Genomic DNA, 14,644 nt, shown 5'->3' on the forward strand with positions numbered 1-14,644 from the left:
TGGATTCCCTAGACTCTTACCGCTACCACTAGAAAGTGCGGCGGGAATTAACTCCAATGAAGTCAGGTTTTGGTATTGTGTCCTGCTTAGATGTAGGTTGCTTTTTTAGGCTCTGTTTCACCGTAGGAACTCCCCATTAACGCCAAGTGTCACCCCACAACGGATGTCTGATTGCGTCCTGTTCCCAGCTTCACCCTCTAGAAACCGAGTCTAGTCAGTGTGGGTAGGTAGGGAGTCATACCTGAGTCTGGTAGATGGGACTTTCACCCATATCAGACCGAGAGTTCAACCTTTCTCCATGATTGGATTGGGTTGGTTAGCTTATGTACGGGCTGTTTACCGTGATTCAACTAACAACGAATCGCACTCTAATTCATCTTGGGTTTCCCAACGGCGAAATGTATTTTCTAAATCATCAAAGTTACTATTAGAATTAGTAGATGTATTCCAGCCATGAGTTTCAGTTTCTAGTTTTTGTTGGGTTTGTGCTTTGGTTCTAGCTGTTTGTGCTTCGGCTGCTTTGGTTTGTACTTCTTGACGACGGGTTTGAATTTTGCGAAGTAGTTCTTGGGATTGGTTAATGCGTTCTTTTAAACCTTGCATTTGTCCCCACATTTGATTTCCTTCTCGCAGTAGGGCTGCTTCTCGTTCTTGGGCTGGGGTGGCTAAGTCTTGTCTACCTACGGCTTGGGCTTTTTGAATCCGAATATGCCATTTTTGGATTTCTTGGGCTGTGCTGAGAATTTCATCTTGCGATCGCTTCTCTTGCAATTGTAACTCAGCAATTAACTTTAATGTATCTTCTTCTTGTTCCCGCAGTTGTTCTAAAAGTGCTTCTAACTCTAAATGAGGGTTATTCCGCAAGAACTCTTCTAAACGACTTTCTAAAAACCGACTTAAATCATCAAATAAACTCACTGTTAAAACTCCAACTATCGGATATCTTACTAGTTTATAACAGAGAACAGGGAAATTTCCTTCTTTCTCCTAAGAACTGACAACTGACAACTGTACGGGCGAAGCATTTGGAAAACTATTTTTGGCAATGACCGATAATTTATCTTCCAAATGCTTCGCCCCTACTAACAACTGTACGGGCGAAGCATTTGGAGAACTATTTTTGGCAATGACCGATAATTTATCTTCCAAATGCTTCGCCCCTACTAACAACTGACAAATTAAATTGGTGTTACCCAATATTTAATTCCTTGGATAGTTTTTTGTTGTAATCCAAATTTGGGTAAATCATCTTCACTCTGGCTTAAATAAGTCCAATGGGGAAGATCACTAACTACAGTTTGAAACCAACCATTTTCATTTAAAGCCTGTCTTTGGGCTAATGTTGATACTTGTAAATCAATTGCTAATCCCCACAGATGTTGTGACGTACCGGGGGGTGCAACTAAACCGAGAATTTTTGTTTCTTTTCCGGCTTTGACTCTTGCTAATGTTTCACTATTTGCGTATTTATTCCAAAATCTTAAATTAGTGGCAAAATTGCGAAGACAATCACCGGCATAACCTGATTTAAGGGGAATATTTTCTAAATTTTTTGCCTTATTTAAAGCTGCTGCTGCGTTTTTTTGTAAATAACATTCTTGAGTGCCATCTACTAAAGCTATACTCATTGTCTTCTGAAAAGATTTTGTTTCTAATTCGTTATCTAAAATCACTTTTTGTGGTAAATTAATTCCTGACTCTTGATTAATAAATACTGTTCCATAGGAACGTAGTAAAGTATATTCAAAAGTATCATCCTGGGGAATTGTGGGGATTTTTTTGGCAATTGTCGCTAAAAACCGTTGTTGATCATCTAATTTCTGATCGGGAATAAATGGTATATTTATAGATGACTTTGAATTGTCACAAGGTAAGCTGGAATTAGTTAAACATTCTTTGGCAATTTGGGGAGTTAGTATTAACTGATCTCGAAAAACTTTATGGACAGAAACCAAGGTAACACTCACAAAAATAATTATAGTTACAAATGCTGCTATTTGCAGAATTGGTTTCATAAAAATATTACTTATTTTGAAAATTTCGATTTCATCATATCCCACAATTTCCTAGAATTTATGTTATTAAGACACAATGTCAGGATTCAAATCCCCAACATCTTCAAGAAGTCAGGGATCTGGTTTTTTGCCACTTGAGGTAAAATTAGTGTGATAATTATAGGATAAAGTTTATTTTTTAGGTTACAAATAGTTATATTAACAACCTTTACACTTAATCATTTTTAACAAAATATGAAGTTAAAAAACTCCCGCATCCAAACTTTAATTATTTATAGCATACTCAGTGCGATCGCTCTCGTGATGCTGTTTCCATTGTTATGGTTAATCAGCACAGCATTAAAATCACCAACGGAAAATATTTGGCAGTCACCACCCCAATTATTACCTAGTCAGCCAACACTAGAAAACTTCTCTAAAGTTTGGCAATTTTTACCATTCGGAACTTATTTATACAACAGTATCCTAGTATCAGTATTAACAGTTGGTTTAAATTTGTTGTTTTGTTCCTTAGCGGCTTATCCCTTGGCCAGACTATCATTTGTGGGCAGAAATGGGATTTTTATTGCCATTGTCTCCACAATTATGATTCCCTTCCAAATTGTCATGATTCCTTTATATATTTTGACAGTGCAACTAGGGTTGAGAAATAGTTACTTAGGAATAATTTTTCCTAGTTTGGCATCTGCCTTTGGTATATTTTTATTACGGCAGGCTCTAATAGGTGTGCCAAAGGAAATTGAAGAAGCGGCTCGTTTAGATGGTAGTTCTGAGTTAGGATTGTGGTGGCACATCATGCTACCTGCCATTCGTCCAGCGCTGATTACTTTGGCTATCTTTGTCTTTATTGGTGCTTGGAGTGACTTTTTGTGGCCTTTAATTGTCATCCAAGATGAAAGTTTATATACTTTACCCTTGGGGGTAGCTAAGTTAGCGGGAACATTTTCTTTAGATTGGCGGTTGGTAGCTGCTGGTTCAGTAATTTCTATTACTCCAGTGCTATTATTGTTTTTGTTTCTACAAAAATATATTGTTCCTACGGATACAGGGAGTGGAGTCAAGGGCTAAAAATGTAGATAAAAAAGAGCTTAAATTTAGATTTAGAACGAATTATTATTCCTTGTCCTATTACATTGACAAGTGATACCTATGCCATTAAAGCGTATTTTAAAAATCAATGACCAATTCTCGTTTACAGTTATTAGTCTTAAGCAATGGTCACGGAGAAGATATCATTGCTGTTCGGATTATCCAGGCTCTACAACAATTATCTTCTCCACCAGATATTTTTGCTTTACCAATAGTAGGTGAAGGACGTGCTTATCAACAAATAGATATTTCTATGATTGGTAAGGTGCAGACTATGCCTTCTGGTGGTTTTATCTATATGGATAGCCGCGAATTAATGCGCGATCTGCGGGGTGGGTTGGTGCAGTTGACTCTTAATCAAATTCAATCTATCCGCAGTTGGGTAAGTTCACAAACCAAGTTAGGTAATCCCAAAGCTATTCTAGCGGTGGGGGATATTGTTCCCCTGTTGTTTGCAGCAGTGAGTGGTGCTAATTATGCCTTTGTAGGTACTGCTAAATCAGAATACTATGTGCGCGATGAAGCGGGATTATTACCGAGAAAATCAAAGTCCGCATGGTGGGAAAATTTTTCTGGTTCAATTTACCATCCTTGGGAAAGATGGTTGATGAGTCGTGGCCGTTGTCGGGCTGTGTTTCCTAGAGATGCTCTGACTACGGAAATTCTCAAAAAATGGCGAATTCCCGCTGTGGATGTGGGGAATCCCATGATGGATGGTTTGCAGAGGATTTTTACCGCACAACAGTTTTATCGTCCTGATGCTGAACTCGAAGAAGTGATTCGGCCTTTGATTGTGACTCTGTTACCCGGTTCTCGTGCGCCGGAAGCTTACAACAATTGGGAAATCATCATGATTGCTGTATCTGCGCTGACGGCTAGTTTACGACAACCAGATTCCATCTTTCGGGCTGCGGGGACGATGATTTTTTTAGGGGCGATCGCTCCTGGTTTAGATTGTAGTATTTTATCCCAAACTTTACATCTTCAAGGTTGGCGACGGTGTGATGAATCTCCTTTACCAATTTCTGACCCTGATAGCTTGACTTTTAACCAAAAAAATGCTTATTTTATCCTGACCCAACAAGCCTATAATGAATGCTTACATTTAGGTGATCTGGCGATCGCTATGGCTGGAACAGCAACAGAACAATTCATCGGTTTGGGAAAACCAGCGATCGCTATTTCTGGTCATGGACCTCAATACAACCCCGCTTTTGCAGAAGCTCAAAGTCGGCTTTTAGGAATATCTCTCACCCTCGTCAACCAACCATCACAAGTTCTCCCCGCTATCCAATCTCTACTCAAAAATCCTGACCTCTTACATGAGATTGCTGAAAATGGGTTGCAGCGCATGGGACGTGCAGGTGCAGCACAACGGATTGCAGAATGTTTGCAGGAAAGATTAAACTACTAACCCAGAACGTAAAGCCCGCACGGCTGCTTGGGTTCGATCATCAGCACAGAGTTTATTTAAGATATTGCGAACATGAGTTTTTACTGTACCTACAGTAATATATAATTTTTCGGCGATTTGGCCATTGCTGCAACCACCCACAATCAATTCTAAAATTTCCAGTTCCCTTTGGGTGAGGGGATAAGTTTCTAAAACTTGTTCATATTCTATTTCCAGAGCTTCGATTTTTACAGTTTTTGGCTTGTCCAATGATTGATGATCACCGGGGACACCTTGACGCATTTTCCGTAATACGACACTAGCGATCGCTGGATCAATCCAAGAATTACCATGAAAAGTTGCTTCTACAGCTTCAGTAAATTTATTAATACTTGTTTCCTTCATATAATAAGAATCTGCTCCCGCCGCAAAAGCCGCTAGGACTGCATCTTCAGTATTATTCATCGTCAAAATCAAAATTTTCGTCTGAAATTGTCCCGTTTCTGTCTGATAACGTCTAAATTTACGAGTTAGCTCAATTCCACTCATATCGGGTAAACCAATATCTATCACAGCCACATTTGGCTTGATTGTTTCTAAAAGTTTTAGTCCTTGAGTCGCATTGGCTGCCTCACCAATCACCTTAAAGCCGCTGTGTGACTGCAATTCAGTTTTGAGTCCCATGCGGGTTAAATCGTGATCTTCAATTAATAGAATACTAATTTCACTCATTATTACACCCATGATGATCAGATTACTTCTGAAGTAGTGCCAATAGACAGAAGGGAGGAGAGGGAAAAAAAGCTTGTTTGTTTTTTAAGAATTGTATTCAATTTACCCAACCTTAAGCATATACGATCTGTGAACCATTAAACATCTACCAATAGGAATAATGAATAATTGATTTTTGAATTTCAATAGATGCAAAAATCTAGCTAAAGACATATGGATATTTTTCCCAAAACAAATGAGATTATTGAGACAAATCAGAAAAATTACAGTTACACCATGATCACCAAATTTACAATGGACTCAACACACCAGTTCCGCAATGCGGAGGTCAAAAATCAAAAATTAAAGGTTAAAAAGCTGATCAAGTCAGCTTGGCAACTAAGTAGGTTAGCATTGTAAATCGTCGTTATGGCAAGGCAAGAGGCAAGAGGCAAGAGGCAAGAGTGAAGAGGGTTTGAGCGATTTTACTTTTCTTTACACAGATTGGTTTTATTGTGTTCACCTACTTATTTTGCATAATTGTGCCATTTCCGTGGTTGTACTAAGATAGCATCCAACATGACTAAATCCACACTGCTATCAGACACCAAAAGACTTTTAACGCTGATAAGTAGGTTAGCATTGAAAATCGTCGTTATGGCACTAGGCAAGAGGCAAGAGGCAAGAGTGAAGAGGGTTTGGGCGATTTTACTTTTCGTTACATATTACTCTTCGAGAAGCCGCTCCGCGTCTACGGTTTTTTTCCGTTCACCTACTTACCTGCTGTAAAAACCTATTCATCCGCAGGAGGTAAGTGATCCTTATTTACCAATTATTCCTACTCTTTAAGTTTAAATACTTACGCTAATGGTACATAATGTTTCCATGCAACTCTCACTAATGGGTGAGGACAGTTAATGAATTAGTAATTTACAATGTTTTTAACTGGATAAAGTATTTTATTTGGGAATAAATCTGCTAATTCAGCAAAAAATCATGTTGATTATTTGTACAATCTAGAGACTGTAAAAACAGAAATGCTGAACATAAATCTGTATTTAACAGCAAAAAGAAAAACCGATGGAAGAACCGCTAAAAATTTTAGTTGTAGAAAATGATCAGGTAGACGGCTTAATAGTAAGTTTAGCTCTGACTAAAACAGGTATTAAGATGGAAATTGATGAAGTTAAGAATGGGAGTCAAGCCTTCTTTGCCTTGATCCATAATCACTATGATTGCATATTTCTCGACTATCACTTACCAAATCAAGACAGCTTAACATTAATTCATAAATTACAATCTTCAGGGATTAAAGTTCCTTTAGTAATTCTCATAGATTCAGGAGATGAAAAAATAGCCCAAGAGTGGATAAAATTAGGTGCTACTGAGTATTTTATTAAGTCTAAATTATCTCCAGAAACCATAGCTCAAATGTTACGCAGTGCAATTCGTATACACCATACGGAAATGCAGCTAAATTTAGCAAATCAACAGCTTAAAGAAAGTCGTGAACAGCTAATCTTACAGCAGAAAGAATTCACAGCACAGCAGCAGCATATTAAAGAACAAAACCTCAATATTTTGGAAGCATCCAGTTTAAAATCACTATTTTTAGCCACCATATCCCATGAACTAAGAACTCCCATGAATGCGATTATTGGATTTTCACAGATTCTCTTACGTCCTAAATTTGGTGAATTGACAAATCAACAACTAGTCATGGTAGAGAAAATTCTCAATAATGGTAAAGATCTCCTGATAAAGATCAATGAAATTCTGGATTTTTCTCAGCTAGAATCTGGGAAATTAGCACTAAAGCCAGAAATGTTGGATTTATCAGCAGTTGTTAGTAACGTAGTTACAGAAATCCGCCCCTTAGCTGAAGCCAAAAAGTTATCTTTGTTAGTCAAAACAGACTTAGAGAATACATCAGTATTTAATGATGCAGTCCGATTACGGCAAATTTTAACTAATTTACTGACCAATGCTGTTAAATTTACAGAATCTGGCAATATTTGGGTAGAAATTCGAGAAACACCTAAAAATCAAGTTACAATAACTGTTAAAGATACAGGAATTGGGATTGCTTCTCAAGATTTTCAAAACATTTTTGCAGCATTTCATCAAATTGATCAAGGTATCAGCCGTAAATATTCAGGGACAGGTTTGGGTTTGGCTATTATTGATTCACTAGTGGGGATAATGGGAGGAAAAATATGTGTTGAAAGTCAATTAGGAGTGGGTTCAACGTTTAAAATAGAATTACCCCGAAGAATCAATTTAGCAGCAGATTTAGGTAATGTAGTTTTTAGTTCTCATCAGCATCATTTTCATTCTGTATATTCCCCGAACAAAGCTTTAATGAATTATCCTCATATCAGGTTGTAGATTACCAAGAAGTTAACTATGTCTAATTTAAAAAAAGACCGAATTTTGTCTGTTGATGATGTCCAAGATAATCTCGATGTAGTGAGAACACTTTTAGAAAGTGAGGGATATCATGTTGATTCAGCTACCAATGGTCAAGCAGCCTTAGAAAAAGTAGCAGAATTACCACCGGATTTGATTATTTTAGATGTGATGATGCCGGGAATAGATGGTTATGAAGTTACGAGACGGATTCGGAATAATCCCGAAATCAACTATATTCCGATCTTACTCCTGACAGCTTATAACGAATCTAGCGTTGTTAAAGGTTTAGATGTTGGTGCTGATGATTTTATTTGTAAACCCTTTGAGACAGAAGAACTATTAGCAAGAGTGCGATCGCTGTTAAGATTAAAGCACAGTATTGACGAACAACGAAAAATGACACTACAGCGAGAAGACTTTGTTTCTCGTCTCACCCATGATTTACGTACTCCCTTAGTAGCCGCTGATCGAATGCTAAATTTATTTCTGCAAGAAGTCTTTGGTCAGATTCCTTCAGAAATGAAACAACCGATTCATGTGATGATTCGCAGTAATCAAAATCTTCTGGAAATGGTAAATACATTGCTAGAAGTTTACCGTTTTGAGGCTGGGAAAAAAACCCTCAACTTTGAATCATGTAACTTAACAACAATTGCGGCTGAAGTAGTCAGTGAACTAACTCCCCTAGCACAGGAGAAAAACTTAATTTTAAAATTGGATACCCATGAATTAAGCCCAACTGGAAATAATGGAGGAATAGTTAACGGCGATCGCTTAGAATTACGACGAGTGTTTAATAATTTAATTGGTAATGCGATCAAATTTACTGATACAGGTAGTATAGAAATTCGCATTTTTGAAACCTTATCCCCAATCAATCATCTCAGTGAAATAGTCATCGAAGTTCAAGATACAGGTTATGGCATTGCGGCAGAAGATCAGGGAACAATTTTTGAGCGCTTTCACCAAGGCCAGAATAAAAGATCAGGTAGTGGTTTAGGACTACACCTTTCCAGCCGGATTGCTGAAGCACACAGAGGTAAAATAGAACTTTTCTCCGAACTGGGTAAAGGTAGTATATTCACAGTCAAATTACCTAAAATCACTGAATAATTATTAATGAATGTGCTGCACTTCTAAAGTTGAGCATAGCTCAAATTTTCTACCTAGTAACCGGTAGATAATTGCTGCCAATTCCTCAATCATATAAGGTTTAGTGATGTAATCATCAAACTTTGCTTCTAGAATATGTTGTTTATCTTCACTCCCAGTTAAAACAGTAACAGCAACCACGGGAATATGACAAGTTAATGATTCTTGCTTTAGATATCGAATAACGTCTAGTCCACTCATACCTGGTAAAAAAATATTTAATAAAATTAAATCAGGTTGGTGTTCTTTCGCCATAAATACTGTTTTTGAACTTTCTTTTTGACAAATAGACTGACAACCAAGTAACTCAAGGGTATAACCCATTAGCAGTAGACTATCATCATGATTTTCTACTACTAAAATTAAAGGCTGTTGATGTTTTTTCCGTTTCTCATCACTCATGAATGAATGCGCTAGATACATCTCGTCTCCAGAGTAGTTAATGGGGAGTAGTGGTTTTTTTGGGCATAATAGACAAACTTGTAAATCCTCATTGGTTATTGTCTCAACCGATTTGTAAGCATTCAGCTATCAGCCAAAAGTCAGAACAGCAAAAAAGAGGAAGTGTTAATTTCCTGTATTTCTGGATTAAAAGCTGTATCAGGTGACAACTGACGGCTAAATCCTGACACCAATTTGAACAGGAAATAAAAATCCAGCTTTAATACTTTTAGCAGATATATTTTGATTATATGCAAAATTGTCAATAAATTTATTTAGAAAAATCAACAAATTCATAACTCGTGTAAAATAGTTGACACAACCTCTTTTTGTGTAATCTAGCAGGTTACCCTAAGGACAGGCTACACCAACAGCGGTAGGCAGTAAAACCTTTTTGGTGTAATGCTATAGTATGTTACATAAATAAGTGTGATCAAAAAGTTGTGCATCATTGCCTGTTTAAACAGAGAATAATTTGACTATGGATTTTGACTATTTCCGAACCAACGAAAGTAATAACACCAATAAGAACTTTCAACACTTGTTATCTAGTGGTTGGCGGCCATTTCACAGAGATTTTGATTGGGAATACTTCGGTAAAATTTTATTTCATGATACTCAAGAATTAACCCAGAAAAGTATTAATTTAGCCAGCTATTATGCTGATGCTCTAGCGAGAAAAGAGTATGCTTGGTGGGCAAATATTTTAAATTTAGCTTCAGATTATACCCGTGGTGAATTCCAAAAATATTGGAATTATATTACACCAGATATGCTCACCCCAGAACATCGCCATAAAGACTTTTTGACAACAGAAACACCTCTCGTTCAATTTGTCAGTCGTAATAGTATTCCCATTGACTATGTTCTGAATCTTCTCCAAGAAATAACCGTTTTACGAGTTTTGAAACTATTAGAACGTCCTGATGTTATCACTCAATATTACTCAGAAAGAGACTTTTATTTCCCCGTTGAAAAATTTGTGAATTGGGAAAGGTTAGATGTAGTTAATACAGTTTATGCCTATTGGTCAGAACATGATATTTGGCTACAGATTGAAGCTTATGAAAGAGGTAGAAGAAACTACACTTTAATGGCCAAAAATATGCAGCCATTAATTAATAAAGCCACCTATGATTTAGCAGTAATGCTGAGTGGCTATCAAAGTCGTGTCGGGAAAGTTCATAGTCAGTATCCATTGCTAACATTTCCCCAAGACATTCAAAATTTTACTGACATAGTTCAACAAACAATTTTAGATCAAAATCAATTAGCCGTTGTAGTCCATGGCGCACCAGGTACAGGAAAAACAGCATGGACACAAAGTGTGGCTAAGGAAATTCTTGTTCCTTTAGGATATGTAATTTTCATTTTAGATCATGATGCCATTACTAATTTTGTGCCGCCAACATATTTAGAAAAGATTTGTATTATCATCAATGAAGCTGATAATTTAGCTCAAGATCGAGCTTCAGAAGTAGCACAATATAACAACAAAACCGAGCATATTCTAGCCTTATTAGATGGGACATTATACCAAAGCGTAATTGATGAATCTGTGATGCAAATGCAACAAAAATTAGTAATACTAATGACTTGTAATACCACAGAAAGATTAGATCCAGCCATGTTACGTAAAGGTAGGGTAGACTTAATCTGTGAGTTTAGCAAAAAATTTGTTTAATAAAACAAAAAACAAGATCCCCGACTTCTCTAAGAAGTCGGGGATCTAAATAACACTAATTACCTGCACTATGAATAAACAAGAACAACCAGTAACGCGATTATTTTCTCACCTAAAGTTTGATGATAATAAATTTCAACATCAACCTGGTAGTGTTTTTGGAAATACAGCTTTAATTGTCGGAACTACTATTGGGGCGGGGATTATTGGATTACCTGCGGTAACTTTACCATCTGGGATTATACCATCTACAATCCTACTTATTACTGTATGGCTGTATGCTTTAATTTCCGGTTTATTAGTTGCAGAATTGACTTTAAATGTGATGAGAGTTGAGGGTATTTCTCATATAGGTTTATTAGCAATCATAGCCAAGATTCTCGGTAAACCAGGAGCGAGAATTGCCGGAATTGCCTATATATTTAACCACTATGCCCTCTTGGTGGCATATATGACTGAAGGTGGCAAAATTTTAATAACCACAGTTGATCAAGTTTGGGAATTAGAACATATTTCACCTCATTGGGTAGGAACAGTAAGTTTTTTTCTAGTATTTGGCAGCCTAATGTATTGGGGTAAAGATAGATTAGTAGAAAAGATTAATGGTATATTTATTATTATTTTACTAATTGCTTTTTTCGGTTTATTAATATTAGGGGGAATGCAATTCCAAAACTCTCAACTTCTAGTACAAAATTGGCAATCTATTGGTAATGCTGTTGCTGTTATTTATGTAGCAATGTTCTTTCATAGTATTGTTCCATTGGTTGTAACTCAATTGGAAGGAGACATTCCCAAAATTCGCCAATCTATGATTATTGGTTCAGTGATTCCCTTGTTCATGTTTCTAGCTTGGAATGCGGTTATTTTAGGCTGCATGACTCCAGATATTTTATCGCATAATCTCGAAAATGAGAAAGTATTTGATCCACTGGAAATTCTCCGAACTGGTCAATCAGGAGAATGGTTTGCTGTGTTATTATCAATTTTTTCTGAATTTGCAATTGTGACATCATTTATTGGGATTACTTATGGGTTAACAGACTTTTTTAAAGATATTTCCACCATTACCAAAAGCGAAATTTCTCGTTTACCTCTCTATTCTTTAGTGTTGCTTCCACCTCTGAGTTTAGGAACATTTAATCCTACCATCTTTTTTCATGCTCTAGAATATACTGGCGCATTTAGTGCTTCCATTTTAGGAGGAATTATGCCAGCATTAATGAGTTGGAAACAAAGTCAAACACCAGAATTTACTAATGGTAACTATCAAACCTTAGTTCCTGGGGGAAAAATAACATTAATATTGATTATGGTCGGGGCATTATTTTTAATATGTAGACAAATTTTGGTAATATATCAATTCTAAAAATGAATAATTTTCGGTTAATGAAAATTAGCAGATTTCTGAGTAAGCTGATAAAAAGTGAATAAAACCTCTCTTATCGGGTAATGACAAGAGAGGATTTGGAGCTAAAGTCCGGTAGGGTAATCGGGCTACTTAATATTTAATATTTATTCGGCTTGAATCCAGTCCCCCCTAAGATATATAAAATGATGATTATCATCTGCAATTGGTATCATTTACGAATTTGCATAAAAAAAATCCCTTGTTTGTATAGTGCAAACAAAGGGATATACTGTTAAAGTTCGTCAGGTGATCGGAATATTTAATTATTTAATATTTATTGGGTACGTCTTGATTCCTCCATTGGGTAGATAAAAATTGCCGACAGGAAGATATTATTGTATCTTTTCAGACTATTAAGATAAATACATTTCTTCATATATCATCTTTATGAAGAAATCATGAATTTATCAATATATCCAACAAATTCTCCCAAACTAGGAACACTATTAGCAAGGTGTATATATATAAACTCGTAATCTAAATTAGATGCAAGTCTATTGAGTTGTTTCTCGCTTTTGTTATAACCTTTTCCTGTATAGTTATAAATAAGTTCCATATCCTTAGTAGGATGAGGTCTTTGTTCCATATCATCAGTTTGAGGATTAAATCCAAACATTGCTTGAATTTGCTCTGGAGTAAGACGCGGATCTATTTTGAGAAAATGATTATATTCTGCTAAAAACCAGGCTTCCACTTCCATAACAGCAATAACTATATTTATAGGAATTGATCCTTTTGGTAAAGCATAATTCAAACCTCTTTGCAACTTAGATTTGTCAGCTATAGATATTGGATAAATATCTCTTAAACCTATTACTCTATCATAGCCATCTTTAGCTAAAAGATTATACAGCTCTTTCATGTCTGAAACAACACGTTCATCACCGCATGAGTTATGAATTAACACATAAAATTTTGTTTCTGAAGTGACAGAATCTTTCATTATTACTTTAGGTAAGTTACTTCCTTGCCGAGATTTAATCTCTATGGTCATCTGAAATTTTCCAGCAATTTCTCTCAGCAACTTTGCGACAAAAATCTGTTCTGTTTTACCCTCTACAAAAATCGCTAATTTTTTCACTCTTCTATATTCTCCTCATTACCAAATCCCTCAATATAGAATTGAGTTGCAAAAAAGTCGAAATTGTTTAAACCAGTGAATTTAAAATCATCAAATATTTCTTTTGAGTTATGTATGTTATGAAGTTTAGCTAATCCTGATTTTCTCTCAATCACTGACCAATATTCCAAAGGAACACCATTCATAATAAATCTGTCATTTGTAGTCATAATTAACTGAACTAATCCAGTTTGTGCTTTGCTAATAAGCAACTTAACCATCGCTGATGATCTTTCAAAATCGAGTCCTTCACCAATATCATCTATTAATATACAACTAGGCTTTTTAGCTAATAGTGAGTAGTTTATTTGAATAATTAAAGATAATACTCTAAACATCCCTTGAGATATTATTGATTGTTCAGTTTTATCTTTTAAATCACTTTCTTGAACATAAATATATTGCTGTTTTACTTCTGGAAAGTAGGAGTTATCTTCTTGAAAAATCGAAGTTGATGGCGTTTTAGTACCAATTTCATCTATTCTGTAACCAACCAATAACATATCTGACTTGATAGATTCAATAAAACTTTCTCCTAACTCTTTTTCTCCTAATTTGAATATGCGAATTACATGATCTTTATTTTTGAAGTCTATATTTTTTTTTATTATCGCAACGCTTTCGGTGTTAATTACATCAAGACTACTTCTGCCTAAATCTGTTCCAAATTCGTAATACCTCAATAAACTTGCCCAAGTGTAAACTTTGTCAAAAAAAGGATGCTGGATAGAATCTCTTCGATGGAAAGCAGCGACTTCATTAGTAGGTGTTTGAAAATCAATTTCTTTTTCTAATTGTTTAGCCCAAATTTTACCTTTACCTGATTTATCTCTCATCAGCCAACATTTAGATCCAACAGTGTAACTTTCTTCAATTACTAGACTATTCTCAACTTTCAATATGTAGACTTTTTTATTATCTCCGTTATAAGAATCAAAAGTTAGTTTCCACTCTCTTAACCTACCATCAAGTCTACTGAGCTTTTCTTCACCAGATAGAAAATCTGATAAAAATTTAATACTTCTAAGTATTCTTGATTTGCCAGAAGCGTTTTTACCAACGATTAAGTTTATATTGCCTAATTGACAACCATCTAAACGCCATTCACTTGGCAAATCTTTATCTTGACAATATTCTAAAAAGTCTAATCTCATATAGTTTTACTATTTACACTTAATTAAGGTAACAATAACTTATTCTAGCCTATTATAACTCA

13 protein-coding genes are annotated in these 14,644 nt (G+C 35.7%); 6 read left to right on the forward strand and 7 right to left on the reverse strand.

What is annotated here, in order from left to right:
- Window positions 1-336 precede the first annotated feature (336 nt).
- The 3 genes from BMF77_RS15265 to BMF77_RS15275 all read right to left on the reverse strand — a co-directional run bounded on the left by BMF77_RS15265 (window position 337) and on the right by BMF77_RS15275 (window position 2,015).
- Window positions 337-918: a TIGR04376 family protein gene (locus BMF77_RS15265; RefSeq protein ID WP_148763916.1), complete on the reverse strand. Its 582-nt coding sequence runs from the start codon at window positions 916-918 to the stop codon at window positions 337-339.
- A 69-nt stretch (window positions 919-987) separates the two neighbouring features.
- On the reverse strand, window positions 988-1,197 hold the full coding sequence (locus tag BMF77_RS15270; RefSeq protein ID WP_246862933.1) for a hypothetical protein: 210 nt from the start codon (window positions 1,195-1,197) through the stop codon (window positions 988-990).
- On the reverse strand, window positions 1,179-2,015 hold the full coding sequence (locus BMF77_RS15275; protein WP_168204444.1) for a D-alanyl-D-alanine carboxypeptidase family protein: 837 nt from the start codon (window positions 2,013-2,015) through the stop codon (window positions 1,179-1,181). The genes BMF77_RS15270 and BMF77_RS15275 overlap by 19 nt, the downstream gene beginning before the upstream one ends.
- 234 nt (window positions 2,016-2,249) lie before the next feature.
- Here BMF77_RS15275 and BMF77_RS15280 point away from each other — a divergent pair, with 234 nt between their 5' ends.
- Together BMF77_RS15280 and BMF77_RS15285 are read left to right on the forward strand one after the other, a co-directional pair.
- Window positions 2,250-3,083, forward strand: a complete 834-nt coding sequence (locus BMF77_RS15280) for a carbohydrate ABC transporter permease (protein WP_148763920.1) — start codon at window positions 2,250-2,252, stop codon at window positions 3,081-3,083.
- Between the two features lie 109 nt (window positions 3,084-3,192).
- Window positions 3,193-4,518: a lipid-A-disaccharide synthase-related protein gene (locus BMF77_RS15285; RefSeq protein ID WP_148763921.1), complete on the forward strand. Its 1,326-nt coding sequence runs from the start codon at window positions 3,193-3,195 to the stop codon at window positions 4,516-4,518.
- Here BMF77_RS15285 and BMF77_RS15290 read toward each other — a convergent pair.
- Window positions 4,507-5,229, reverse strand: a complete 723-nt coding sequence (locus BMF77_RS15290) for a response regulator transcription factor (protein WP_015078446.1) — start codon at window positions 5,227-5,229, stop codon at window positions 4,507-4,509. The two genes, BMF77_RS15285 and BMF77_RS15290, sit on opposite strands and share 12 nt — an antisense overlap.
- A gap of 1,059 nt (window positions 5,230-6,288) precedes the next feature.
- Here BMF77_RS15290 and BMF77_RS15295 point away from each other — a divergent pair.
- Window positions 6,289-7,596, forward strand: a complete 1,308-nt coding sequence (locus tag BMF77_RS15295) for an ATP-binding protein (protein WP_148763924.1) — start codon at window positions 6,289-6,291, stop codon at window positions 7,594-7,596.
- An 18-nt stretch (window positions 7,597-7,614) separates the two neighbouring features.
- Window positions 7,615-8,733 (forward strand): hybrid sensor histidine kinase/response regulator, encoded by a 1,119-nt coding sequence (locus BMF77_RS15300; RefSeq protein ID WP_148763926.1) that lies wholly within the window; start codon window positions 7,615-7,617, stop codon window positions 8,731-8,733.
- Window positions 8,734-8,736: 3 nt separating this feature from the next.
- On the opposite strand, the gene BMF77_RS15305 is transcribed toward BMF77_RS15300, so the two are convergent.
- Window positions 8,737-9,195 (reverse strand): response regulator, encoded by a 459-nt coding sequence (locus BMF77_RS15305; RefSeq protein ID WP_148763928.1) that lies wholly within the window; start codon window positions 9,193-9,195, stop codon window positions 8,737-8,739.
- Between the two features lie 499 nt (window positions 9,196-9,694).
- On the opposite strand from BMF77_RS15305, the gene BMF77_RS15310 reads away from it, so the two are divergent.
- Window positions 9,695-10,897 carry an AAA family ATPase gene (locus BMF77_RS15310; protein ID WP_148763930.1) on the forward strand — a complete coding sequence of 401 codons (1,203 nt, stop codon included), beginning with the start codon at window positions 9,695-9,697 and terminating at the stop codon, window positions 10,895-10,897.
- A 70-nt stretch (window positions 10,898-10,967) separates the two neighbouring features.
- Window positions 10,968-12,266, forward strand: a complete 1,299-nt coding sequence (locus BMF77_RS15315; RefSeq protein WP_148763932.1) for an amino acid permease — start codon at window positions 10,968-10,970, stop codon at window positions 12,264-12,266.
- A gap of 427 nt (window positions 12,267-12,693) precedes the next feature.
- On the opposite strand, the gene BMF77_RS15320 is transcribed toward BMF77_RS15315, so the two are convergent.
- On the reverse strand, window positions 12,694-13,389 hold the full coding sequence (locus BMF77_RS15320) for a DUF4276 family protein (protein ID WP_148763934.1): 696 nt from the start codon (window positions 13,387-13,389) through the stop codon (window positions 12,694-12,696).
- Window positions 13,386-14,582, reverse strand: coding sequence for an AAA family ATPase (locus BMF77_RS15325; RefSeq protein ID WP_148763936.1), 1,197 nt, complete (start codon window positions 14,580-14,582; stop codon window positions 13,386-13,388). Before BMF77_RS15325 ends, BMF77_RS15320 begins: the two co-directional genes overlap by 4 nt.
- Between the last annotated feature and the right edge of the window lie 62 nt (window positions 14,583-14,644).

Origin of the sequence: Dolichospermum sp. UHCC 0315A, from assembly GCF_008121535.1 — a bacterium.
Taxonomy (GTDB): domain Bacteria; phylum Cyanobacteriota; class Cyanobacteriia; order Cyanobacteriales; family Nostocaceae; genus Dolichospermum; species Dolichospermum lemmermannii.